The following is a 24,560-nucleotide window of genomic DNA, read 5'->3' as shown; positions in this document are numbered from 1 at the left end:
CCTCCATGGCGTTTTTGCTGGGAATAATAATTCTGGTTGTGGGACTGATTATCTCTATTGGCCTGCACGAATGTGGACATTTGCTGCCCGCCAAGAAGTTCGGGGCGTTAGTTCCCCAGTTCATGATTGGTTTTGGGCCCACCCTGTTTTCGCGCAAACGCGGGGAAACCGAGTACGGGGTAAAAGCCATCCTCTTAGGGGGATACTGCCGGATCCTGGGAATGTATGGACCGGGTGACCCTGACCAATTTGGATACAAACTTGACGGTAAAAAACTTTCGGTGCGCGAGGCACGCGCCCTGGATCCACAGCAAGCTGAAGACTTGGTTCCTACCTGGTCGCAGGAAGCGCGCGATGCCTCCCTAGCAGAGATTCCCCTGGAGCAGCGTCCTCGTGCCTTCTATAACCTGCCAGTACGCCACCGCCTAGTGGTAATGTTCGGCGGGCCAGTCATGAATCTATTCTTGGCATTCGTGCTGATGGGGGTAGCGATGCTGGGGATTGGGATTGCCACCCCCACCACCACGGTCGATAAAGCTGTGTGTCTAAAAGCCGGTCAGGTGGTCGAATGCTCCCAGGAGGGAGCCCAGCCGTCACCGGGAGCCAAAGCCGGCATCAAATCCGGAGATGTATTGGTCGCCTGGAATGGTAAAAAGATTAACACCTGGGAAGACCTGCGCAAATATGCTGGGGCTACTCATGGAGACGCTACCGTTTCGGTGCGCCGCGGCGGAGAGGTTATCGATCTGCAGCTTTCCGGGGTAGAGGGGAAAGCCGGCCTCTACGCGCGTTCGGTGCGTCAAAGCACGGGGATAGCCACCTATGGGCAAACCATGTGGCAAATGTTTTACCAAACCGGAGCGGTAGTCTTAAAACTGCCGGTAGCAGTGTGGAATGTGGGGGTCTCGGTGTTCACCGATACTCCGCGAGATAGCTCGGGGATTATGTCAGTTCTGGGCGTAGGGCGCATCGCGGGAGAAATCGGTTCCGCCCCTGCTACCCAAATAACCTTGGCTGACCGCGCGGGAGGAATGCTTTCCCTGCTGGCCTCGCTAAATATGGCGCTATTTGTATTCAACCTGATTCCGCTGCCTCCGTTAGATGGGGGGCATATTGCTGGTGCCTGTTGGCAAGGAATCAAGAACAGCTATGCGCGGCTGCGTTCTCGCCCCGCTCCCGGCCCAATTGATGCCGCGAAAGCGGTGCCGCTAACATACGTGGTGGCCGGGCTATTGATTGCGATGACAGTTCTGCTGATGGTCGCCGATATTGTGGATCCGATTCGCTTGCCGTAGCGTCTGCCGCTGGGTTTTACTCTTCCTTTGAGCTTTCGCCCTCAGCGAGCATACGAAAAAGCTCTGGTGACAGCAGTGGGAAAGGTCTGATTATTTCTAGAAAATAGGGCTTTAGCGGCTGAACGCGTCATAATAGGAACGTGAGTGTTGAACTAGGAATGCCGGAAGTTGGGCCAGCGGGTTTCCCGCGGAAGAAAACTCGGAAGATCCGTTGCGGAAGCGTAGCTATTGGGGGAGACGCCCCGATTAGCGTGCAATCCATGTGCACCACCAAGACCACCGATATTGGTGCTACCTTGCAGCAGATCGCGGCTCTGACCGCTGCCGGCTGCGATATTGTGCGGGTGGCTTGCCCCAGCGCTGATGATGCGGAGGCACTGCCGGTCATCGCCCAAAAATCTACTATTCCGGTAGTTGCTGATATTCACTTCCAACCTAAATATGTGTTCGCTGCCATTGAGGGCGGGTGCGCCGGGGTGCGGGTTAACCCCGGAAATATCCGCAAATTCGATGATCAGGTAGAAGAAATCACCAAATGCGCACGCAAACACGGCACCGCCCTGCGGATTGGGATCAATGCTGGTTCCCTGGACCCGCGGGTAATGGCACGCCACGGCAAAGCCACCCCGGAAGCGCTGGCAGAATCCGCGGTTAACGAGGCGCGGCTATTCGAGCAATACGATTTTCACGACTTTGCGATCTCGGTCAAACACCATGACCCGGTAACTATGATTCGCGCCTATGAACTGCTGAGCGAAATGGGGGATTGGCCGCTGCACCTGGGAGTAACCGAGGCTGGCCCCCAATTCCAAGGCACTATTAAATCCGCGACCGCCTTCGGCGCGCTGCTGCGTCAAGGTATCGGGGATACTATCCGGGTTTCTCTGTCTGCTGATCCGGTGGAGGAAATAAAAGTCGGGATTGAAATCCTGCAGTCCATGGGGTTAAAAGAACGCACCCTGGAGATTGTTTCTTGCCCGTCCTGCGGACGTGCCCAAGTAGATGTTTACACGTTGGCAAACGCCGTTACGGATGCCCTGAAAGACGAAATTAAAGTGCCGCTGCGAGTAGCGGTAATGGGCTGTGTCGTAAACGGTCCTGGCGAGGCACGCGAAGCCGACCTCGGGGTAGCCAGCGGTAACGGCAAAGGCAAGATTTTTATCAAAGGCAAAGTGATAAAGACGGTTCCCGAGGAGGAAATCGTACCTACTCTGATTGCGGAGGCGCACCGCCAAGCTGAGCTGCTGGGCCTAGAAGAAGGCTCCGGCCAAGTTGAGGTCGCGATTCCTGGTCGTTAAGCTTCCCGAGTTTGCTACTTGCGGCGCGGGGGGGGGATTGGTTTTTCCTCCTGCCCAAGAATTCGGCAAACGTAGCGACGGTTTACGCGCGGAAGAGAAGTTTTTCCTCCCGCCCAAAAATTCGCAACTGCCCGCTGGCAGTTGCGAATTTTGCGCCCACCTAGCCCACTCGGATAAAACTTCTCTCCCGCGCTCACAGCCAGCCCTCCCCATATGGTTGCGCTTCTTGTTGCTGGATGTTGTCTTAGAAAAATCCGGACGCGCGCTCAAACCCAACCGGGCGGGTACAGCTTACCGACCGTAAGCCTTGCGAGTGGGGAGGTAAAAATGGTCTTTAGTTCCAAGTCTTGGGAGATGCAATCCGTACGTTGTATGCGGGAGGAAAAACTTCTCGCTCGCGCGGATCCATACGGTACCTTTCGCCCATACCTCACTTAGGTGCGAGACGACTTGATTCCTGCGAGGCGGGCGCGGTTTAGGTTCCTTTGAATCATCTACTAAACTGGCGAACGTGGCTTACAATATGTCGACTTATTTTGTCAGGACTTTGCGGGAAGACCCGGTAGATGCCGAGGTGGATTCCCATAAACTGCTGGTGCGCGCCGGTTATATTCGCCGTGCCGCGCCCGGGATTTACACTTGGACACCCCTGGGGCTGCGCACGATTCGGCGCGTAGAGCAGGTAGTGCGCGAAGAAATGGATCGGATTGGCGCCCTAGAGGTGGCTTTCCCGGCGTTGCTGCCACGCGAACCCTATGAAGCGACCAACCGTTGGGAAGAGTTCGGGCCTTCCCTGTTTAAGCTGCAGGATCGCAAGGGCGCTGACTACCTGTTGGCACCCACTCACGAAGAAATGTTTACCCTGCTGGTGAAAGACTTTTATTCTTCCTACAAGGATCTGCCGGTCGTCCTCTACCAGATTAAGGAAAAGTATCGGGACGAGGCACGTCCCCGGGCAGGGCTGATTCGCGGACGCGAATTCATTATGAAGGACGCCTACTCTTTCAATATTGACGAAGAAGGACTAGAAGCCTCCTACCAGGAGCAACGCCGTGCCTATCAACGGATCTATTCGCGGTTGGGGCTGGATTTCGTGATTTGTTCCGCGATGGCGGGGGCTATGGGAGGATCGCGCTCCGAAGAGTTTATATTCCCCTGTGCTATCGGGGAAGATACTTTCGTCCGCTCCCAGGGCGGTTATGCCGCCAATGTGGAGGCGGTAACTACCATTGCGCCGGAGCCGAAAGATTATTCGCAGGTTCCGGCGGCGATTGAACGTAAAACCCCTGGTACACACACTATGGAAGCGCTAGTGGATTACTCGAATGAGCATTTCCCGCGCGAAGATGGCCGGGAATGGAATAAGGCTGACACTTTGAAAGCCTTCATGGTTGCCGCCACCTATGCCGATGGGAAACGGGAAGTGCTACTGCTAGGGGTACCCGGGGATCGCGAGATTGATATGCGCCGCCTGGAAGCCTCTCTAGGGGCAGATGTGGAAATGGCCACCCCGGAAGATATGGCCGCCTACCCCAATATCGTGCCGGGCTTTACCGGCCCCACCTGCGCCGGGCCTGACCATCCGGATCGGAAAGTAGACGAGGACGGGAATATCTCCGGCAGCCCCCGCTGTCTCCTCGACCCGCGGGTAGTGGAAGGTACCGAATGGATCGCGGGCGCCGGCAAAGAAGACACCCACATTTATCACCTGGTGGCCGGCAGAGATTTCCGCGCTGACGGGTTTATTGAAGCCGCGGAAGTGCGGGATGGGGATCCGGCTCCCGACGGTTCCGGAGCCTTACAGACCGCCCGCGGAATCGAAATCGGCCATATATTCGCCCTCGGAACGAAGTATTCCGAAGCCCTGGGGCTAAACGTGCTAGATCAAAACGGGAAATCCCAGGTAGTTACCATGGGTTCCTATGGAATCGGAGTTTCCCGGGTCATGGCAGCTATTGCCGAGGAATATCACGACGAGGTAGGGCTGAAATGGCCCACTAATGTGGCGCCCTTCCAAGTACACGTGCTGGTTACTGGTAAAGGGGCAGAACTTTTCGAGGCCGCGCAGACTTTGGGAGACCAGCTTACTGCCGCCGGAATCGATACTTTGATTGATGACCGCAAGAAAGTATCTGCCGGGGTGAAGTTCAAGGATGCGGAACTGCTCGGCATGCCCTGGTTGATAGTGATCGGACGCGGGCTCAAAGATGGAACTGTGGAAGTACGGTGTCGCGCCACTGGCGAACGCCAAGAAATCGCAGTTGCGGATGCCTTTCAGTATGTAAGTGACAAGGTGCGCAAGGATCTTGAGGAAGCCTATGCGCGGGCAGAAAAAATCGTTCCGGCGAGCGGAAATGAGGAGAAATAGACCATGGCTTTTCGAGAAATCAGAGTAATCGGTGACCCGATTTTGCGTACCCCCTGTGAACCGGTGGGCGAAATCGATGAACATATAAAACAGCTGGTAGAAGACCTGCTGGAAACGGTAGATGCCGATGGGCGCGCCGGTCTAGCCGCTAACCAGATTGGTGTGGGGCTGCGGGCTTTCTCCTGGAACATTGACGGGGAAATCGACTACATCTTGAATCCGCGACTCGTGGAGGTATCTGAGGACGAATACCAAGACGGCGATGAAGGTTGCCTGTCGGTGCCGGGACTCTACTTCCCTTGCAAGCGTGCCTGGTATGCGCGTGCCGAAGGGATTGACCTGGATGGCAAGCCGAAAGTGGTTGAGGGTGAAGAGCTGATGGGGCGTTGTATCCAGCATGAATGTGACCACCTAGATGGGCATCTGTACCTAGATCGCCTGGATCGGTTAACGCGCCGTAAAGCTTTTAAAGAGATTCGTGAAAAAGGCCTGTAGCTGAGCCGGTGCGCGGGGGCTGAGTTTGTCCTCCCGCCCAAGAATTGGGGAGAGACCTAGTCTCTCCCCAATTCTTATGCCCACCGCACCTACTCGGATCAAACTCAGCCCCCGCGCGTCTAGTCCGGTCTCTCCCGCATCTTTTCCCGTTCGCCCTTGATAAGAGCTTGGTGGTTGTAAGTTAGCGTGAGCTCTAGGTTTTTCTCCTGCCCAAAACCTCGGAAAAGCCGTAGGTGTTTTTCGAGGTTTACGTCCGCCTAGCCCTATCGGAAAATCTAGTCCCCGCGCCATTGATAAGCCCCACGCGAGGTTACATCCAACGCCGGAACCTGTCCTGGCAGAAAACTGATCCTGCGCGTCTGCTCAGTCCGTTCTCGCGTTTCCTCCGCACCCCGCGCTTTGACACCCACCCTCTAAACCACAGGTGTCACATTAGCCTCAGTGGTCACAAAATTGGTGGTCAGAGGCTTTTGGGCTTGTTGAAACTTGTTATCGAGGGCAAAATAGAAAGTGAGACACCGCGTGTCATCACTCTTAGGTGCGCACAGGCCGTTGGGGAAGACGAACCTTGCGAGCACTAAAGGAGAAGCGATGAACAAGGATTACACCCGCGGTGTACTTTTCGTGCACTCATGCCCCCGTGCACTTTCTAGTCACGTGGAATGGGCGGTTGGCGCAGTTCTAGATCAACGCGTCAACTTAGAGTGGACGGAACAGCCTGCGCAACCGGGAATGTTCCGCTCGGAACTGTCCTGGGTGGGGCAGATTGGTACCGGCGCTAAACTAGCCTCCGCCCTGCGCGGATGGGAACATCTGCGTTTCGAGGTAACCGAGGACGCCTCCGTAAATAACAATGGGGGACGCTGGTCATATACCCCTGACCTGGGAATCTTCCATGCCCAAACCGATGTGGTGGGCAACGTAGTGGTGCCCGAAGACCGGGTGCGCGTTGCCCTTTCTCAAGGCAGTCAAGAGGAGTTGCGGCGCTTGCTGGACTTGGCACTGGGAACCGCTTGGGACGAAGAACTCGAGCCTTTCCGATATGCGGGAGCCGGAGCGCCGGTGCGCTGGCTGCACCGAGTGGGCTGAGATGGCGCTAGATGCCGATGCCTTAGCGGCGCTCGCCGATTTCGGTAAAAACCTGCCGGGCGGCTCGGAGGATGAAAGCGGGGGAGAGGACGAATCTGTACGTAGTTCTACCGCGGAATCTGGGGCGGTTTTCGAGGAAGGCAGCGGTAGCAACCCGGATATATCCTCGGAAAATATCCCTGCTGCCTGGGAAAACTTTAGCGGCGACCCGGAGGTTATAGCTTGTCTTTTGGAAGCCGTTGCCGCGGAAGTTAACTGTGAACAGACAGATTTGCGGCCAGAGACGGGGTTGAGAACGCAGCTAGATTTCGATGATTTGTCGCTGTATGCGGTAGTGGCGCGGTTCGAAGGGAAACTGGGAGAAAAACGCTCCGATGGCCAGATTGTGGAATGTAAAACTTTGGGGGAGCTGGCGCGCCTTTATCAAAGTCAATAAAACAAAACTGTAAAAGCAGGTTTCCGCAAGTCTTAGCTGTATTTTTTAAAAAAGAAATCGCAATATGTGGGCGTGTCGGGACTAAATACTAAAAATTCTGAGCTAACTTTAAAAGCACAATAACCTAACATTCCATCCGGCGAGAGGAAATATTTCCTCTCGCCGGATTCTTTTGGTTCCCGCTTTGATTTTTATTAAAGTTTCCGGCTGGATCTAATGCTGATCTTCGCCGAGGTTTCGGGCAGCTGCTTTATGGCTAATACTTTGCGGCCGCTACCTGTTGATTTGTAGTTCCTTTTGCTAGTTATTTTATTCTTAAAGCGATATAATGGTTGCATATAGTTCCCGCCAAGGTTTTGCTCGTGCGCCCGGTATGGGTACTTGAGGAAGTCGTTGGATATAACTGAATGGATTAAATGATGAAAACTCGAAAGATTTTACCTGTACTGGCAGCTGTTGGTTTAGCTATTGGTTTGGCGGGGTGTTCTAGCTCTGCTCCCAAGGCGCAGGGCGAGTCGGCACATAAGATACCTACTGCCGTGCAGATGTCTCAGGAAAAGCAGGCTGAGATTATTGAACGTAACGTTAAGGCTGCTAAGGACTACGTAGCTAAGGTGAAGGCTGAAAAAGAAGCGCAGGCAGAGGCTGAAGCTGCTGCTGATGCCCAGGCTCAAGCCCAGACTCAAGCTGGTGGTAACTATCAGGGGCAAGCCCGCTCTAACTACCAGGCACCTCGCCGCTCCGGTGGTAACTACCAGGCACCTCGCTCTGGTGGTAACTCTGGCGGTGGTAGTAACAGTGGTGGTCCCAAGACTGTGATACAAGATGGCTGGAAATACACTGACAACGGTGATGGTACCACCAGTATGCGTCAATGCGGCGATAGCGAAGGTAATTCCTGGCCTTGCTAGTAACTAACCATTCTTAACCTTACAGCCCTAGCGATTTGCTGGGGCTGTAAGTGTATGTGCCTTGTTTGGGCTGGATGCATTAAGATACATTAAAAAGGAGACAGTTCTATTTCGCGGGGAGGTGGCTAGGAATGCAACGTTCGGTATTTGATGTTGCTGCCCGTCTATTTCGGGTGAGCGGACGCGGGGAAATTTCGGCAATTAAGCTAGAAAAGCTCATGTACTACATTTATGGTTGGTATGGCAGGCTTACCGGCGAGCCTTTGTTTAGGCAGCAGTTTTACGCCATGACATACGGACCGGTCGTAGGGGATTTGCTTTCCTTACATTCCGAGCAAGAAGTAGTCAGCCTGGAACTTATTGAGCAAGTTTGCGCCACTTTTGAAGATGCCCCCTTAGAGGATGATTTCTACCTAGACCAGGTTGTAGAAGCAGTCTGGGAATACTACGGGGAGATTGACCAGTGGGACTTGGTGGAGATGACGCACCAGGAGGACCCTTGGATTAAGGCCTGGGAAGGTCGCGAGGAAGGTACCAGGCGGTCATACCTGGATAGCGAAGATATTATTGATTTCTTTTTGTGGAGAAAAATGCCTCCGGAGCTTTTCTATTTGCTCCCCCCTCCCCAAATTATGCCTATCACCGCAAAAGGGGCTGAGATTTTAGAAACTCTAGGAGCTGAACAAGGAGAAAAAGCTAGAGAGATTTTCGCTCAATGCGGGCTAGTTGAGGCATGAGCTACACAGTAGAACGCCTTAACGAGGATCATATTTATGATTGGTTCGACTGTGGGCATGGGAACGCTTTAGGCAATTGGCTGATTAAATGGGGAAGAAAATACGAAGAACGTCACCAGTCGGCAATATGGGTAATGTGCGAGCAAGGCTCGACTGAGGTTCTAGGGTATTTCTGCCTATCTTCCCAAGTAATAGATTCCAAAGCGCTACCCCGTGTTATGCGGGAAGGGATTTCTACTGCTGCCTCTCATCCCGGTCAGCTGTTGGGCAAGTTTGCCGTTGCCCAATCCTTGCATGGTACTTCAGCGAGCTACATCCTTATGCACGAAGTATTTAAGGTGTATAGGGATATTGCTGGCATGACAGGCACGCGCTTTTTAATCTTGCAGGCTCCTGAAGAAAAAGTTCGCAGTTTCTATGAGAGCTTTGATTTTGTTCTAATCGACTCAGATCGTGGAGATATGGTAATTTCCACGCAGGCAGTTCTAAACTCGTTAAGGGAATCATAGTAACTATCTCACAGACAAGGATTGCGTTCTGAGCAGTTGCACTAAGGAACATGAGCCGTTCTTTTTTTATCTCCCCGTTTAGATTTTTAGGCAGAACCTAAAGCGTTCCTTGTTTCAGAAACCGGCGGGGTCTTTAGCTCTGCCGATGAATGGGGGGCAGGGGACGCGAATGTATGCTGATAAACCTCGCAACTACCTTGACCAGCGGTTTTATTTTTGCCCGTCTTGTGTTTCCCCCCATTACCCCGCGCCCTATATAGGTAGTGCAAATAAGAAGTCGGAGTCGTTTTAGGGGAGGTGAACCTAGTGGCAAGACGTGAGCGGTCTATAAACGCCTCTGCTACGGAACATAGCAGAACTCTTGCGGAAAAACGTGTAAGACCAGTAGCACCAATGGACTATACGTTCGTTGGGAAAACGGGCAATGTTTGGATGAAACAAGAAGCCCCAATGTCTTCAGTGTTGGGGTAGTTCAACCCTATCCTTATTTTCTTCCCCACCTGCTGTTTTGCCCCCGAATCGTGATTGACGCATAGCAACAAGTGGAAAGCAAAATTTTTAGACAGGAGGGTTTTCCAAGATGATACAAAGCGTATCGAAACGCGCTCTGGCGCTTTTTGCACTGCTTGCATTAGCGTTAAGCGTTATTATTCCCTGCAATCCAGGCAATGACAGTCCTGGATTCTACCCAGTAGCGGAGATTCTGGAGCAGATGCCGGTCGGGGAGGTGGAGTTTTTGGCGAACCCTGGAAATCATCGTCAGGGAACAATGCCAGAAACGCAATTTGCTCTTTCCGTTTTTGGAAATGGCTCCTATTCACGGAAGCGAGGTAAAAGAGAACCATGAACAGTTGAGGCTACAAAGGTTAGTTATAGCCCGGATAAGCCTCCGGTTGTGGAAGAGGATAGAGCCCCTGGCTCTAGCGCAGGTAGCGCCGAGCAAGACGCTCCCGCGCCTAAGTCCAAGGCTAAGAGCACCCGCAGCCCCAAGGCTAAAGTCGCTAAGGCTGCCCCGGTAGTAGACGAGGTAGAGGGTGATGACCTCTTCTGATAGGCCGCTACTCCGTAGCCCCTGGGGCACATTTAAGTACCTGCTACTGTCGCCTACGTTTATTACGTACGTGGCAGTGGTAGGTCTTGTCCTGGGGGCTGGGGTATTTTCTTCTTTGGCGGTAGATAATCTGAAGAAAAAGGAAATCCCGCCTGTCCCGGTAAAGCCTGCCCCGGTTCCCACTAGGACTATTATCCAGCGGCCCGTAGCACCCGCGCCTGCTCCTGCCCCGGCAAACAGGCGGGCAAGTACTACCCTTACCGGGTCATGCAACGGTACGCTCACTATCTACGCTTCCGGGCCGAACGCCTCCATATCACTAGAAGGCCGGCGCGGCAGATCGAACCTAAGCCTGTCTTGGGAACAACCTTTCGCAGCTACTTTAGCCGCTGATGGATCGGTCAGCGGTAGCTGGAATTGCGGGAATTAAACCTTGGTCAGTTCGGCGGTGCCGTATGAGCGTATTTTTGCGCCGGTGAGATAAACACCATCTTCTTGGGTAGAAATGTATTCGATAAATAATCCGATAGGGGAGTTTTCGCTTAGGGTGTCGGCTGCTAGGTCGGTGGGACTGGGTGCTTCCGGGGCTTTGTCTTGCACTGCTATCACGCTGACCTCGCCGGTTTCGGATAGGGCATATACGGTCCCGCAACCTCCGGCTCTTTCGATTCTAGCTAGCAGGGTGCCAACGGTTTCGTTTTCCAGGCAGACAATAAGCGGGGTGTGACCCCTAGAATCTATAACTTTAGGGGTGGTAGTCCCAAGCATGACGTTGTAGAGGACTTCGTTCTCAAAGTCCGCCAATTCCTTGTTCACTTTCGCACCTCCACCAGTTTATTAATCTCTTGTCTGATTCTCAGTATAGCCATTCCCAATGCGTCCTGAACATCCCTTGCTTGGTTAAGTACCTTAATCGTTTCGCGCGCTCTGTCATCCCGTTCCCCATCTTTGTAGTGGTGAATGTGGGTGTTGGAATGTGTGCAGTCTATCGAAAGGTGCGTTTGCCATCTGCCAGTGTTTTTGTTTCTGACCTGGAGAACAAAAACGAACTCAGTCAGTCTTCCGGCCTGGGTCCAGCGATTCCCTTGGATTCGTAAGTATTCTATATCGCAAGGCACAATGTCGCTGATTGGGTACTTCTCGCATCTTGTTCTGGGCGGTATCTGGTAGGCCCCGTTTGGGAGGCCATCGTCCCAATTTTGCTTGCACACACAGAAATCTTAACAAAATCCCTTTTCTTAAAAACTTCCAATACTACACAGTGGGAATATAGCTTTCACCTGGGTTTTTGCTCTCGCGCCCTATATAGGGGGTATGGACAAGATACAAAGACTTGCTAGTGACCTTGATTCCAGGTTGGTTGCTGATTTTTTCGTTTCTCACGATAGGGGCGAACTTACTACGACTTGCGAGGTCGAAGTTACGCGCTATCCGCCAGTGTTGCATGCATCTTTTAACGCGATAGCGGAGCTGGACAAGAAGAGGCGCTTTGTAAATAGGTGGAGCATTTGCCACCACAAATGCTTTCTAACTGGGCTGTTCATTTTCTTAGGCACAGCGGACTCCCTCATACGCATAGCAACAGGTGGAAGCCAAGTAATACAAGGGAGGTGTTCTCAAATGGTAAAGATTTTACTTAAGCGCATTTCTGCGCTCCTGGTAATCACTAGTCTGGCTTTGACCGGCGGTGTTTCACAGAGTCTAGGCGCTGACAGTCCAGAGCTCTACCCGGTAGTGGAAGCGTTGCAGTAACTTTCAGCCGGGAAGCTGGAGTTTTTCGCACACCCGGCTAGTCAGCGCCATGGGCATTGTCGTAAACGGGAGCCGCTTTTTCCATGTTTGAGGATAATCTCGCTCGGCAGAAGCGATCTTGAACAGGGTTGGAATTCGTTTAAGCTAACAGGCATAGCCGGAAACGTTTTTCACTGCTCTTGACAATAAACCTATGCCTGATGTTTTTTGCAGCGCAGTTACGTAAACACAGCAAAACTATCTGAGTTGCGTATGTGCAACTAAAGCAGGATAAAGCGCTCAATATCCTTTTCGGGTTAGTGACGTGTGTTTTACTGCGCGGCTTGCGCGATTTCTGTTAGGCGCTGGCGGAGGGCTTCGGCGTCGCCGAGGGCGTCATAAAGCGCGTCCTCGGAAAGTACCCCGCGAGGCAAATCCTCGGGTAGAAGCCCCTGGTTGTCAGCCTCTAAGTCTTCCCACCAGGCTTTTCCAGAATAGTAGCTATCCAAGGCGCGATAATCGTCCCACATCTGCTCATAGGTATCCAGCGCGCCCTCAACAGTTGCAATCGCGTCATTTAGGCGCACCAGCGCCGCCTCCATCTGCGAAACCCGCTTAACCGTACTGGCGGAAACTTCAGCTTTTTCCATAGCCCCATCCTCCCACACCTCGCCCCTTACCGCTTATCGCGGCAAGCAATTCTGGAAGGCGCGCCTGGGGCTGCCGTGCATCCAGGATCTAGTTCAGTGGCGGCTAATGCTTTAACTTGTCGCAAGCTATTGACCCCCTAGAACGCTTGTAGTACCTTGTACTACAAGAGGAGGGGAAAGATGGCATTTTCTATCAGGATGAGTGCAGAAGAAAAAGAACTAGCCACCAGCTATGCGAACCTGCATTCGATTACCTTGGCAGAAGCCTTCAGGCAGGCACTTTTTGAAAAGATCGAAGACGAGTTCGACCTGGCAGTAGCCGATGAGGCTCACCGCGAATGGATGGAGGACGGAAAGAAATCCTACTCCTGGGATGAGTTCAAGAAAGAACTCGACCTGTGAAATATCAGTTCCGGGTAACCGCCAGGTTCAAAAGACAGTTTCGTAAACTCGATCGCTACACCCAGCGAATGATTAGTAACTGGATTGATAAAAATCTGGTGGAAACCCCTGATCCCCGCAGCCACGGTAAACCGCTGCGCGGAAACTATGCCGGGCAGTGGCGGTACCGCATCGGAAACTATCGCCTCATCTGCGAGATCGAAGATGACCACTTCTATATTCAAGCCTTAGCTATTGGGCATCGCAAAGAAATTTATCGCTAACTGTAGCGGCGGCAATTATAGGGAAATCCCACGAAAGCCGGGGTTGTCCGCAGAATCGCAAAAGTGGCTTAATGTGGTCCAGTGCCTTTTAGACAGGTGAATACCTATACCGGAATTAGCAGGGTATTAACTCCAAAAAATAGGGGGCGCCGCCCATCAAACGATGAGCGCCCCCTGATGCTATTAGCGTCAGCTATTACTGTTCGCCAGAAGAACCAGCGTTCGGATTTAGCAGGTCATAGCGTTTTACCGCTTCGGTAACCACCGAGCGATCCTGCAGAATCCCGTCCTCATTCAAAGCCTCCAAGGCTTGAACCACCAGGGACTCCGCATCAATCAAGAAGTGACGGCGCGCGGCAGCCCGGGTGTCGGAATAACCGAAATCAGAGGCGCCGAGCACCTTATAGCGTCCCGGCACCCAGGGGCGAATCATATCCGGAATCAGATGGTCATAATCAGAAGTCGCAATCACCGGCGCGTTCGTATTAAGCAGACGCTTAGTAACATACGGCAGGCGGTATTCCTCATCCGCATGAATCAGGTTATGGCGATCGCAATCCATACCGTCCCGGCGCAGCTCATGCCAGCTGGTAACCGACCAGACCGCGGCATCAACCCCCCAATCCTGCATCAAAAGTTTTTGTGCCTGCAGCGCCCAAGGAACCGAGACTCCCGAGGCCAGCAGCTCCACCTTCGGTCCGCCATTTTCATAGTGACCGGTCAAGGCATACATACCGCGCAAGATTCCCTCAACATCTACCCCCTCGGGTTCTGCCGGCTGGTGAATCGCCTCGTTATAAACCGTCAAATAGTACATGACGTTCTGGTCGCGCCCATCGGAGCCATCCCCATACATCCGCTGCATTCCATCGCGAATAATATGCCGCAGCTCGTAGGCATAGGCCGGGTCGTACTGCACAAACGCCGGGTTAGTGGCGGCAATAATCGGGGAGTGGCCATCGGCGTGCTGCAGACCTTCACCGGTCAAAGTAGTACGCCCCGCGGTTCCCCCAATCACGAAGCCTCGCGCCAGCTGATCGCCGGCCGCCCAGAACTGGTCGCCCGTCCTCTGGAAACCAAACATCGAATAGAACAAGTAGAAGGGGATCATCGGTTCCCCATTAGACATATAGGAAGTGCCCGCTACCTGGAAGGCAGCCGCCGCTCCCGCTTCGTTAATCCCCGGGTGCATAATCTGCCCGTCTTTACCTTCGGCATAATGCAGCATCAAATTTTCGTCGACTGCCGTGTAATTCATGCCCAGGGTGTTATAGATCTTCGCCGAGGGGAACATCGAGTCCATCCCGAAAGTACGCGCCTCATCCGGCACGATCGGCACAATCCGTTTGCCAAACTCTTCGTCTTTCAAGAACTCTTTCATCAGGCGCACCAGCGCCATCGTGGTAGCAACCTTCTGCTTGCCAGAACCGCCCTTGAGGACGTCATACACGGAATCCTCCGGCAGGGAAAGCTGCATCTGATTGCGTTCCTTAGGACGCGAAGGCAGGAATCCTCCCAACTTCTCGCGCCGCTCAAACATATATTGCAGGGAAGGATCATCCTGGGAGGGGCGGTAATAGGGAGGAAGCTGCGGATCTTTCTCCAGCTCCTCATCGGTAATCGGGATATGCAGCCGGTCGCGCAGCGCCTTCAAATCTTTAAGGGTCAGCTTCTTCATCTGGTGAGTGGAGTTACGACCCGCGAAAGTCTCACCCAGTACATATCCCTTAATGGTGTGTGCCAAAATAACGGTCGGCTGTCCCTTGTGCGCCATCGCCGCGTGATAGGCGGCGTAAACCTTGCGGTAATCGTGACCGCCGCGCCGCAAATCCCAAATCTCCTCATCGGTCCAGTCCTCCACCATTTTCGCGGTGCGAGGATCCCGTCCAAAGAAGTGTTTGCGCACGTAAGCGCCATCATTAGCTTTGAAAGTCTGGTAATCGCCATCCAGACATTCCGTCATCACTTTCAGCAGCGCATGATCGTGATCCTTGGCCAGCAACCGATCCCAGCCGCGACCCCAAATCACCTTGATAACGTTCCACCCGGCGCCTCGGAAGAAGGACTCGAGTTCTTGAATAATCTGTCCGTTACCGCGCACCGGGCCATCCAGGCGCTGCAGGTTACAGTTCACCACAAAAGTGAGGTTGTCGAGCTTTTGTTGTCCCGCCAGTTGCAGCATTCCCCGCGATTCCGGTTCATCCATCTCGCCGTCACCCAGGAACGCCCAAGTGTGCTGGTCAGAGCAGTCTTTGATTCCGCGATTAGTTAAGTAGGTATCGAACCAGGCTTGCGTAATTGCCTCGGCCGGCCCCAGTCCCATAGAAACCGTGGGGTATTCCCAAAACTCCGGCAGATGCCGCGGGTGTGGGTAAGAGGGCAGGCCATGCGGTGCCTGCGATAGTTCCTGACGGAAACCGTCCATATCTTCCTCAGAGAGTCGCCCCTCCAAAAAGGCGCGCGCATAAACACCGGGGGAGGCGTGGCCTTGGAAAAACACGTGATCCCCGCCGCCCGGGTGCGACTTACCTCGGAAGAAATGGTTAAAGCCCACCTCGTAAAGAGTAGAAATCGAGGCATAGGAAGAAATATGACCCCCTACGTGGACTCCGTCGCGCTGCGCGCGGGTAACTTGCACCGCCGCATTCCAGCGCATCCAGCGACGATAGTCACGTTCAATACGTTCATCGCCAGGAAAGGCCGGTTCATCATGCGGCTTAATCGTGTTAGTAAAGGGGGTGTTGAGGTTGGCAGGCACCGCCACGTTTTGCTCGCCCGCCGCCGACAACATCCGCAACAAAAGATCACGAGTACGTTCCGGACCGCGCTCTTGAATCAAATCATCCAAAGAATCCAGCCACTCACGGGTTTCTTGAGGATCGGGATCCGGCAGGGCAGTAGCTAACTGGTGTACAGAATCCAGTGACGCCTTATTTTCACTCATAGATTTCGTTGCTCCTCCAACAGAAATGACCATACAAACCTAATTGTTATCTATTTCCGCCGCTTTGGCTAGTGCGCCTAAACGAAAACCGCTAACGCTCTCCAGAAACCAGCAGAGCGGCAAGAAAATCATTAACATATTTCCGCCTCCCGTAAACCCGGCTCGTATTCTTTCTACCAGGAGAAACAGGGGGAGAGGGCGTCAAGAACAATCCAGGAAACAGAAGAAAATAGGAAAAACCGGAGGCGATTATCTCAAAGCTCGCTCCCGCGTTTCCTCCTATTGCTTTAATCATGTAACTTAGAGAACGTGGAAACCACACGCGAAAGGCATGAAAGTTCCCTATCCGTTTCGGAGATGGGGTTTAAGAAAGAACAAGTCATTCAAGAATTTGGTTGGGACGAGGACGTCGACGAAGATCTTCGCCAAGCCATAATGGATCAAATTGATGACGATCTAGCAGATGAAGATTTCACCGCGATGACCGATGGCGCCCTGATTTGGTGGCGCGATGATGACGGCGGCGCCGATGAACTCTCAGATGCGCTCATGGATGCGATGGGCAATATGGATGAAGGGGGCTTTATTTGGGTGCTCAGCCCGATTGCCTCTGACCCGGGTGCCGTTGATCCCCGCATAATCGAAGAGGCCGCAAAAACAGTCGGGATGAATCCCACCACCTCTGATGTGGTTTCCCCCCAATGGTCGGGAACCCAAGTAGTAACCCGCGGTCGCTAAGCAGCGAAATATTTACTTTTGCCGAGAATTGTCCCGGTAAAGGTAACCCGCGGCTAGATTTGCGGCTATTAAACCCGCAGCAACCGCTATAAACCCAAAAATGTTTATAGTGGTAGGTTGGGAGAATACATAAAAGGACGCGAATCCCGCAAGGAACAGCATCGTGCCGGTCAGGTAAGTAATTTTTGCGCCCTTGGAACCGGTAGTTTTGCTCGCACAGGCCATCCCGATAGTTGCAATCAGGAATGCGATAACTAGCACGCTAGCCGGCACCCAAGTGGGGGTGGAAGCGGTGGACTCCAAGGCATACCACCATAACCCGCCGATCAACCCGGTAAGCGTCAGCGAAGAAAATAACGGTATCCGCCTGTAATACATAAAGTGATAGTAATCCCCTTGGCAAGATTGCACACAATTTTGTCCCCCTCATTCAATCCCTCTGGTATAGCGGTGATTGGGGATAGGTAAAACGGTTATCGCACCGTTCGGCTAAGGATTATTTTGAGATTTGGGCGAACCGGTTAGCGGGATAGTATTGCTAGACCGAATTGCGATAATGAGGGCGGGGATTAGGAACAGTAGGCCAGACAATCCTATTGTCCACACCAGACCGTAGTCATGGGAAACGGCTGAATTCAGGCGGATAAAGGGGACTCGATCCATCGCGGCTAGACGCCCTAAAATTACTGCGCAAGTCACTGAAACCGTGTAGGAGATAAGTAGTGATTTAACTAGTCGGACTTGCATCTTGCTACCGCCGCCAGTGAGTTCGATTAGACGCCGTTCAATTTGCTGATTAGAGACCAAAGCGGCCGCTAGGGTTAGTAGTATCGCGCCGGAGACGATTACCGCTAAAAGTTGGCGAGCTACCGCTTGCGCACGCATTTGCCTAACCTGCGGATCTTCAGAATCAGTTATGGTTGCGAAGGGAGCCTGTATGAGCAGGTTTGCACGTATCTCGTCTTGCACCTCATCGGGTAAGGCGGCAAAACCGGTGATAATCGCAGTGTAAGACTGAGGTTTCTTGACCCCTAACTGTTTAAGCAGTGGGGAGTCAGGTGATATAACCAACCCGCTTAGAATGTTATTTTCCAAGTTACGATCACCGATAAGTCCCTCTACCGTAGACATTTTGGTGATGGTCGAGTCAGTGATACCGATGCCAATCAAAGTAACTGCACCTTTATTGGTTACATAACTTTTGGGAGCATGGTTAATAAAACTCTTATCAATCAATCCTCCAGAGGCAACATAAACAAAATCCAGGTTAGATTGAGGACAGTCGTCTACAGACTTAGCGGTTTTAAAGCATTGAGTACCTTTGCTATCGGTAATCCGGAACATTTGCTCATTGGTAGAGACATCACCAAATACCGCGGTGCGCGGTTTTAACTGGGGTAATCTTTCCAAAAGATTGTCTACGGCCTGTTCGGTAGCACTTGTGACCTGCAGATAGCTTTCCTCACCATTAATCTGCCGACCTAGCCAATTAGTCCAATCTGCTACTCCACTTGCATAGAGCGCTCCGTAATAGTTCAAAGCGAATACTATTGCAAGCGCTCCTAAAGTAAGTTGTTGTAAGCGATTGCCTAAACGAGCTGTCACTTTACGCTTGCGCGTGAATAATGTGAGTGCGTATGCCAGGGTGGGGATACTTAGAGCTCCGACAATCATCGCTACGCGGTGACCCAGCGGAAAAATCAATATTTGTCGAGAAACTATCAGGAGTAATGTTGCTACAGTGCCCGCAATACCTACTATCAGCAGTACCCGGGGTGAAAGTCCCTCGCTGTGAGCGCGCTTGTGGTGTTTTAGAGATAAAACTGTTACCCCTGCACTCAGTATTCCTCCAAGGGTAATCATGACCAGCGTTGCTAGCGCAGCGATGCTCACGGCAGTCCATTCCACCTGATTCCAACGCTGCTCAAAAAACGCTGCTAGCCACCGCGAGACGGTGGGAAGCGATATACACGCTAATATCCAACCAATTGCTCCCCCAACTAATGCCAGCAAAGTGGTTTGGGTACAAGTGGTCAAAGCAGCTCGCCCTGGCGTATCACCTAACGCGGTCAATACCTGGAATACGCTGCGGCGTCGCTGCCGATCGACAGCATAAATTGCCACCAAGAGCACCACGATAATCAGACCTAGAAACAGTGAAGCAACCTGTGGCGATATCGCCTGATAACTGACCGCATTAGCATTAGCGCGCTCTATTACCGAGGTTACTGTCGCGACATTTCCGCCACCGTGATCCAACAAGTTACTCAAAGCGGTCAAATCATTATTTGTGAACCATACTTCGGAGGAATCAAATATGGTTTGATTACTACTGATAGCAACGGCGCTGACTTCATGAATCGAAGCAGGGTTTTCGGTGATTCCAACTAGAGTAAATGCGGCTTGCTTTCCCGTTTGCTCTACGTCTACGAGTTCAACGTGATCCCCGGGCTTTGCCTGTAATCTCTTAGCAACCTCCCGGCTAACCGATAGCTCGCCCGGTTTATCTGGATAGTGTCCAGCAACTAGTACCCCCAGGTCGCCCGCGCCGCTAAGCATCGTTACGTCCGCACTCGTAGCCTTTTTCGTATCAGTTTTTAGAAGATTCTGACGTGAATATGAAGTAGCTACTGCCTCGCCTTTATCTTGTAAAGACCGCATAAAAACGGCAACGTCCTCGTTGCCGTTTACCTGTTGACTATAAGCTCCGAAACTACTTTGCGCTCCGCGCTGAATTGCGTGACTATAGGCAGAAATAAAGCCACTAAGACTTGCGCACGTCATCACTAACACTAGCGCGAAAACCACCGTACCCAAAGCGTCCGCAGGTCGGTGTATAGCCATCTTGAAGATGAGACGTAGCCGCTGTCTACCCATTAGCGTTACTCCACAGCAAAACCATAATTGCCGATATGAATAACTTTGTCAGCGTAACTAGCGAATTCCATATCATGTGTACCCGCAATAACCAGCATGTCCTCGTCGTGAGCAAAACTAGCTAGCAACTGTGCGATTTGAACAGTGTTATCCCGATCCAAAGCGCCAGTGGGTTCATCTGCAAGAAGAATCCGAGCCGATCCCATCAAGGCGCGCGCAATAGCTACGCGTTGTTGTTCTCCACCGGATAGCAACTCAACAGGTTGAGTGCTATGACCTGCTAATCCAACCCGTGCCAGCAACTGCAAGGCAAGATCGCGTTCGCGCCTACCTGCGGATCCGTGGCTGATCTCTCGCGCCAGCAGCAAATTTTCAATCGGATTTAGGAAAGGAATTAACAGGTAGTCTTGAAAAATTCGACCAAGAATTGAAGTCCGGAGTTCGCGGGCAGAAATTTTTTCTAAATCCCTATTCCCAATCAGAATCTGCCCGCCTTCCGGTTCTAGCTCCTTAGTTAGCAGTCTGAACAGCGTAGTCTTTCCTGAACCTGACGGCCCCATTAGCGCATAAAAGTTACCCGATGAAAAGCTGACAGAAGCTCCGTCAAAAATTTTACGCGTTTCACCCCTACCATGATATTTAAATCTGAGGTCATCTATATCTACACGCATTACTATTCCTCTAAAGAAGTCAGCATAAACCGATAGGGCGGGGCGCTACGCATTCCTTTCTTCTGCTCCCCTAATAATATCTGGCTAGTATCCTAATGGGGGTACAGACGGAATAATTGTGGTTTCTCGGATTTTCAAAATGCTGGAGTTCTATTGTGTTAGTAATCCCTGACCGGATTACGCCGGTGGGCCCAGAGGGACTCGAACCCCCGACATCCACGGTGTAAACGTGACGCTCTAACCAACTGAGCTATAGGCCCTAGACCTGTTAAAGAATACCCAATCGTGCGGAAGAAACAAACTTCCCGGGCTGTGAGATGTGTCGAACTTGGTCAGCCCGATCCCTCGAAAGATCCCGTACGCCACACCTCCCGCGCGCCTTTTGCAGCTAACGCAGGGTCGTGGGAAAATAGATTAAGTTGATAGCACCAAGGGAGGCGGCGCAAATACCTGCGGAAACGGAAGTCAGTAAACAAGACCTGGACAGAGCCTATAATCTGGTGCGCCGCGTGCGTGACCGGAGCTTAAACCGGCGCGAAACTGATTCCGCCTTCGACAGCGCCCCCGCAACTTCCCCGCATCCTTACTATGTAGACGCAAACACCCCCAAAGAAGGGTTAGAACTGCTGGATTGGGGCAGTACCGCCCTTACGAAACAAAGCTCCCACGGCGGGGATTTCTCCCGGCAGCTGCGCGAAGAATTCCAACGCACAAACGCCTCTGATCTAGATATTTCCGAGGTCGAGTACCGGCGAGTACAGCTGGAAAAAGTTTTCCTAGTAGGCATCTATGATCGCGATCGCACCGGCGCCCAGCAGTCCCTATCGGAACTAGCGGCGCTAGCCCAAACTGCCGGGGCCGAGCTGGTAGGCGCGGCTTTGCAGCGACGCAGCGCCCCCGATGCCGCAACTTTTGTAGGACGCGGGAAAGCTAAACAGTTAGCCGAGCAGGTGGCGGCCCTGGAAGCCGATACTGTGATTGTAAATGCGCAGCTGCAGCCTTCACAGCGGCGGGGACTTGAAGACCAAGTCAAAGTGAAAGTCATTGACCGCACCGCCGTAATCCTCGATATTTTCGCTCAGCATGCCTCCTCTCGCGAAGGTAAGGCCCAAGTCGAACTAGCGCAGCTGCAATATTTACTTCCTCGCCTAAGAGGCTGGGGGCAGTCAATGTCGCGTCAGGCCGGCGGGCGTGTATCGGGAGGTGCGGGAATCGGTTCGCGCGGGCCGGGCGAAACCAAACTGGAAACCGACCGGCGGCGGATTACCAAACGAATCGCGAAACTGCGCCACGAAATCAAACAGATGAAAAAAGCCCGGGACACCAAACGGGAAGGTCGCCTCAGCAGCCCCCTGCCCTCGGTAGTAATCGTGGGATACACCAACGCCGGAAAATCCTCCCTACTAAATGCGCTGGTAGATGCAGATGTGATGGTGCAAGATGCGCTATTTGCTACTTTGGATCCCACGGTACGGCAAGCGGAGACCCCCGATGGACGCGTCTACACGTTGTCCGACACCGTAGGCTTTATTGACGAACTGCCCCACGAACTGGTGGAAGCCTTCCGCTCCACCCTGGAAGAAGCCGAATACGCCGATGTAATCGTGCACGTGGTTGATGCTACTCACCACAACCCCGTCCAGCAGGTAGAAACCGTACATGAAGTGCTAGCAGATCTGCCTAATGTTTCCCGCATTCCCGAGATTCTCGTCCTCAATAAAACAGACCTGGTGGATGCGTTGCACATTCGGGCCCTGCAATCTGCCATCGGTGGAGGAATCCCGGTCTCCACCCACACCAGGCAGGGGCTAGACCAACTGCGGGAGGCGATTGGTCAGGCGCTACCTCCTCCCGCTAAACCCATTGACTACGTGATTCCCTACGACCAATCTGGGCTGGTAGCGCGGCTACACGAGGAAGGTACCGTAGACAAAGTGGAATACTTAGAAAACGGTACTCACGTCGTAGGACGCGCCGGCCCCGCCCTCGCCCAAGCCATCCTAGAGGCGGCAAATTAGATGCCTGATCCCGGAGTATCCCCACTGGTAGGGGCCACCGATAAAGGTAGAGGTGGGAGCAGCAAAGATGCCCAGGCGGCGCGGAAAATTCTCAGTACCTGCATTAACCAGATTGGCGGCAGTGAACGCGCCGAACAGGTGCAAATGTGTAACCTGGTGGCCCGCTCGTTTTCCCAGCCCGGAAGCCAATTGGTCGGGGCGGGAACCGGTACCGGAAAATCTCTCGCCTACCTGGCAGCAGCCTTCCAACGGGCAATCGAACACGGGGATAGAGTCGTAATCTCCACTGCGACCCTAGCCTTGCAACGCCAGTTGCTTACCTGCGACATTCCCACGGTAGTGAGTGCCTGCCGCGAACTCGGCTATACGCCTCCCACAGTTGCGGTATTAAAAGGCTGGTCAAACTATGTTTGCCGCTGGAAATTGGCGGCTCCCGAAGAAATAGAAGGGCTGTTCCCCAGCTACGAGGCCACCGAATATTCCCCCAGTAATATCGGTAAACAGCTGCAGCGCCTACGAGACTGGGCAGAAGAAACTGACAGCGGTGACCGGGATGAACTTCAGCGCGGAGTGACCCTAGCCGCCTGGCAGCAAGCCTCGATTTCTCCCAACCAATGCCAGGGGAAAACCTGTCGTTTCTTTACGGATTGTTTTCCCCGAGATGCGCGCCTGAAGGCACAAGACGCCGATATCATCATCACCAACCATGCTTTGCTGTCCATAGAGGCGCTCACCAGCGCGGAGCTACTGCCAGAGTTCGACCTCTTGATCGTAGATGAAGCCCACGAACTACCCTCCCGCGCCCGCTCCCAAGCCTGCGTAAACCTCTCTGGCGGCGCCATAGAAAAAGTAGCGCGCGGGGTGAGCAAACATTTCAACCTGCCAGTTACCGCCCTGGAAAAGACGGCCAAAAATTTCACAAAAATCCTAGAAGAACAAGACGAGGGCGAACTTAACGAACTGCCGAAGAAACTAGAAACTACCTTGACCACTCTGCAAATAGAACTCTCCGATATCTCTGGGGAAGTCACCAGCAGCGGGGATGAGGACGAACAACGGGTAAAGCAGCGCATCGTCCTCGCCCAGATTGAAGAGGCGCTAGATTCTTGCGAGATTATCGCTGCCTTTGACCCGGAAAAATCGGCCGCCTGGATCGCGGAAGAAAAATCCGGGAGCCGCCGCCTCTATTGCGGCCCCCTGGATGTAGGTGGGGATCTTTATGCCCATCTCTTTAAGGGACATTCCTGCGTACTCACCTCGGCAACTATGCAGCTAGGGGGATCTTTCGAGGCGATTGCGAATCGATTAGGTTTCCGGGACAAACAAAGTTGGCAAGGTAGCGACCTCGGCAGTCCCTTTAACTATCTCCAGCAGGGGATTTTATATGTGGCCGCCGATTTACCAAGGCCAGGTAAATCTGGCTTGAGTGAAGCCGCCTTGGAAAGAACCCTAGAGCTGGCAGAAGCTGCCGGTGGTGGGGTTTTAGGGCTATTTTCTTCCTATCGAGCCGCCCAGCAAGCCGCCGAGTATTTTGCAGACGAAAGTGACTTGCAGGTGTTCCTACAGGGGGAAGCGCCGATAAATCAACTGATAGAGGACTTTGCAGCCAGTAAAAATTCCTGCCTCTTCGGCACTCTTTCCCTTTGGCAGGGGGTGGATTTACCTGGCGATAAATGCCGCCTCGTCCTAATTGATCGCATACCCTTCCCTCGACCCAATGATCCCTATATTTCCGCGCGTACCCGGGCGGCTGAGGCGCAAGGACGTAGCGGATTTGCCGAGGTTTCCCTGTCTCACGCGGCCTTACTATTGGCGCAGGGAGCCGGCCGGTTGATTCGTACCCACAGCGACAGAGGAGTAGTGGCGGTGCTAGATCAGCGTCTAGTTAGCGCCCGATACGCCAACTACCTGCTAAAATCTCTGCCCCCATTTTGGCGAACTACCGACTATCAGACGGTGCTAGGGGCACTAGGGCGGCTGGGGAACCTCGAGGAAACAGAAAACTAGCTAACCGGCAAGCTGAAAAGCATCCAAAATCACCTCAGCAATTAGGCCGTTCATCACCGGAAAATCCTGG

General features: G+C 53.0%; 22 protein-coding genes and 1 tRNA gene. 16 read left to right on the top strand and 7 right to left on the bottom strand.

The genetic code is table 11. The features are described 5' to 3' along the window. The first annotated feature begins 5 nt into the window (after positions 1–5). The 11 genes from KO216_RS06675 (at position 6) to KO216_RS06625 (ending at position 10,189) form a co-directional block, all read left to right on the top strand. Entirely contained in the window at positions 6–1,295 is a 1,290-nt protein-coding gene (locus tag KO216_RS06675) for a M50 family metallopeptidase (RefSeq protein ID WP_215523467.1), read from the top strand. Between the two features lie 158 nt (positions 1,296–1,453). Further along, positions 1,454–2,593, top strand: a complete 1,140-nt coding sequence (gene ispG, locus KO216_RS06670; RefSeq protein ID WP_215524085.1) for a flavodoxin-dependent (E)-4-hydroxy-3-methylbut-2-enyl-diphosphate synthase — start codon at positions 1,454–1,456, stop codon at positions 2,591–2,593. A gap of 511 nt (positions 2,594–3,104) precedes the next feature. Beyond that, the gene (locus tag KO216_RS06665; protein WP_215523466.1) at positions 3,105–4,961 is read left to right on the top strand and encodes a proline--tRNA ligase; all 1,857 of its coding nucleotides are present in this window, start codon (positions 3,105–3,107) and stop codon (positions 4,959–4,961) included. 3 nt (positions 4,962–4,964) lie between these two features. Next, positions 4,965–5,456, top strand: a complete 492-nt coding sequence (gene def, locus KO216_RS06660) for a peptide deformylase (RefSeq protein WP_215523465.1) — start codon at positions 4,965–4,967, stop codon at positions 5,454–5,456. 591 nt (positions 5,457–6,047) lie between these two features. Then, positions 6,048–6,545, top strand: a complete 498-nt coding sequence (locus KO216_RS06655; RefSeq protein ID WP_215523464.1) for a DUF3145 domain-containing protein — start codon at positions 6,048–6,050, stop codon at positions 6,543–6,545. Between the two features lies 1 nt (position 6,546). Then, complete coding sequence (locus KO216_RS06650) at positions 6,547–6,981, top strand: acyl carrier protein (RefSeq protein WP_215523463.1); 435 nt, start codon at positions 6,547–6,549, stop codon at positions 6,979–6,981. Between the two features lie 416 nt (positions 6,982–7,397). After that, a complete protein-coding gene (locus KO216_RS06645; RefSeq protein ID WP_215523462.1) occupies positions 7,398–7,892 on the top strand; it encodes a hypothetical protein in 495 nt (164 codons plus the stop codon). 131 nt (positions 7,893–8,023) lie between these two features. Continuing rightward, on the top strand, positions 8,024–8,629 hold the full coding sequence (locus tag KO216_RS06640; RefSeq protein ID WP_215523461.1) for a Panacea domain-containing protein: 606 nt from the start codon (positions 8,024–8,026) through the stop codon (positions 8,627–8,629). Further along, positions 8,626–9,138, top strand: a complete 513-nt coding sequence (locus KO216_RS06635; RefSeq protein ID WP_215523460.1) for a hypothetical protein — start codon at positions 8,626–8,628, stop codon at positions 9,136–9,138. Before KO216_RS06640 ends, KO216_RS06635 begins: the two co-directional genes overlap by 4 nt. Positions 9,139–9,718: 580 nt before the next feature. Then, on the top strand, positions 9,719–9,985 hold the full coding sequence (locus KO216_RS06630; protein ID WP_215523459.1) for a hypothetical protein: 267 nt from the start codon (positions 9,719–9,721) through the stop codon (positions 9,983–9,985). 48 nt (positions 9,986–10,033) lie between these two features. Further along, on the top strand, positions 10,034–10,189 hold the full coding sequence (locus KO216_RS06625) for a hypothetical protein (protein ID WP_215523458.1): 156 nt from the start codon (positions 10,034–10,036) through the stop codon (positions 10,187–10,189). A 426-nt stretch (positions 10,190–10,615) separates the two neighbouring features. On the opposite strand, the gene KO216_RS06620 is transcribed toward KO216_RS06625, so the two are convergent. Together KO216_RS06620 and KO216_RS06615 are read right to left on the bottom strand one after the other, a co-directional pair. Continuing rightward, a complete protein-coding gene (locus KO216_RS06620) occupies positions 10,616–11,005 on the bottom strand; it encodes a hypothetical protein (RefSeq protein ID WP_215523457.1) in 390 nt (129 codons plus the stop codon). A 1,247-nt stretch (positions 11,006–12,252) separates the two neighbouring features. Then, a complete protein-coding gene (locus KO216_RS06615) occupies positions 12,253–12,570 on the bottom strand; it encodes a DUF4298 domain-containing protein (protein WP_215523456.1) in 318 nt (105 codons plus the stop codon). 180 nt (positions 12,571–12,750) lie between these two features. On the opposite strand from KO216_RS06615, the gene relB reads away from it, so the two are divergent. Both relB and KO216_RS06605 read left to right on the top strand, forming a co-directional pair. Continuing rightward, positions 12,751–12,972 (top strand): type II toxin-antitoxin system RelB family antitoxin, encoded by a 222-nt coding sequence (gene relB / locus KO216_RS06610; RefSeq protein WP_215523455.1) that lies wholly within the window; start codon positions 12,751–12,753, stop codon positions 12,970–12,972. After that, on the top strand, positions 12,969–13,235 hold the full coding sequence (locus KO216_RS06605) for a type II toxin-antitoxin system RelE family toxin (protein WP_215523454.1): 267 nt from the start codon (positions 12,969–12,971) through the stop codon (positions 13,233–13,235). Before relB ends, KO216_RS06605 begins: the two co-directional genes overlap by 4 nt. Positions 13,236–13,431: 196 nt before the next feature. Here the strand turns inward: KO216_RS06605 and aceE are convergent, their stop codons facing one another. Next, complete coding sequence (gene aceE, locus KO216_RS06600) at positions 13,432–16,179, bottom strand: pyruvate dehydrogenase (acetyl-transferring), homodimeric type (RefSeq protein ID WP_215523453.1); 2,748 nt, start codon at positions 16,177–16,179, stop codon at positions 13,432–13,434. A 309-nt stretch (positions 16,180–16,488) separates the two neighbouring features. Here aceE and KO216_RS06595 point away from each other — a divergent pair, with 309 nt between their 5' ends. Beyond that, positions 16,489–16,917 (top strand): DUF3052 domain-containing protein, encoded by a 429-nt coding sequence (locus KO216_RS06595; RefSeq protein ID WP_251451954.1) that lies wholly within the window; start codon positions 16,489–16,491, stop codon positions 16,915–16,917. A gap of 12 nt (positions 16,918–16,929) precedes the next feature. On the opposite strand, the gene KO216_RS06590 is transcribed toward KO216_RS06595, so the two are convergent. The 4 genes from KO216_RS06590 to KO216_RS06575 all read right to left on the bottom strand — a co-directional run bounded on the left by KO216_RS06590 (position 16,930) and on the right by KO216_RS06575 (position 20,725). Next, positions 16,930–17,328: a hypothetical protein gene (locus KO216_RS06590; protein ID WP_215523452.1), complete on the bottom strand. Its 399-nt coding sequence runs from the start codon at positions 17,326–17,328 to the stop codon at positions 16,930–16,932. Between the two features lie 78 nt (positions 17,329–17,406). Continuing rightward, positions 17,407–19,794 (bottom strand): FtsX-like permease family protein, encoded by a 2,388-nt coding sequence (locus tag KO216_RS06585; protein ID WP_215523451.1) that lies wholly within the window; start codon positions 19,792–19,794, stop codon positions 17,407–17,409. A 5-nt stretch (positions 19,795–19,799) separates the two neighbouring features. Next, positions 19,800–20,465, bottom strand: a complete 666-nt coding sequence (locus tag KO216_RS06580; RefSeq protein ID WP_215523450.1) for an ATP-binding cassette domain-containing protein — start codon at positions 20,463–20,465, stop codon at positions 19,800–19,802. Positions 20,466–20,651: 186 nt separating this feature from the next. Further along, positions 20,652–20,725: transfer RNA gene (locus KO216_RS06575), tRNA-Val, on the bottom strand. A 159-nt stretch (positions 20,726–20,884) separates the two neighbouring features. On the opposite strand from KO216_RS06575, the gene hflX reads away from it, so the two are divergent. Beyond that, complete coding sequence (gene hflX / locus KO216_RS06570; RefSeq protein ID WP_251451951.1) at positions 20,885–22,483, top strand: GTPase HflX; 1,599 nt, start codon at positions 20,885–20,887, stop codon at positions 22,481–22,483. After that, positions 22,484–24,490 (top strand): ATP-dependent DNA helicase, encoded by a 2,007-nt coding sequence (locus KO216_RS06565; protein WP_215523449.1) that lies wholly within the window; start codon positions 22,484–22,486, stop codon positions 24,488–24,490. The last annotated feature ends 70 nt before the right edge of the window (positions 24,491–24,560 follow it).

The sequence above is a fragment of the Varibaculum prostatecancerukia genome, from assembly GCF_943169825.2.
In the GTDB taxonomy this organism is placed as follows: Bacteria; Actinomycetota; Actinomycetes; order Actinomycetales; family Actinomycetaceae; genus Varibaculum; species Varibaculum prostatecancerukia.
This window is presented reverse-complemented; position numbering and strand designations above follow the sequence as displayed.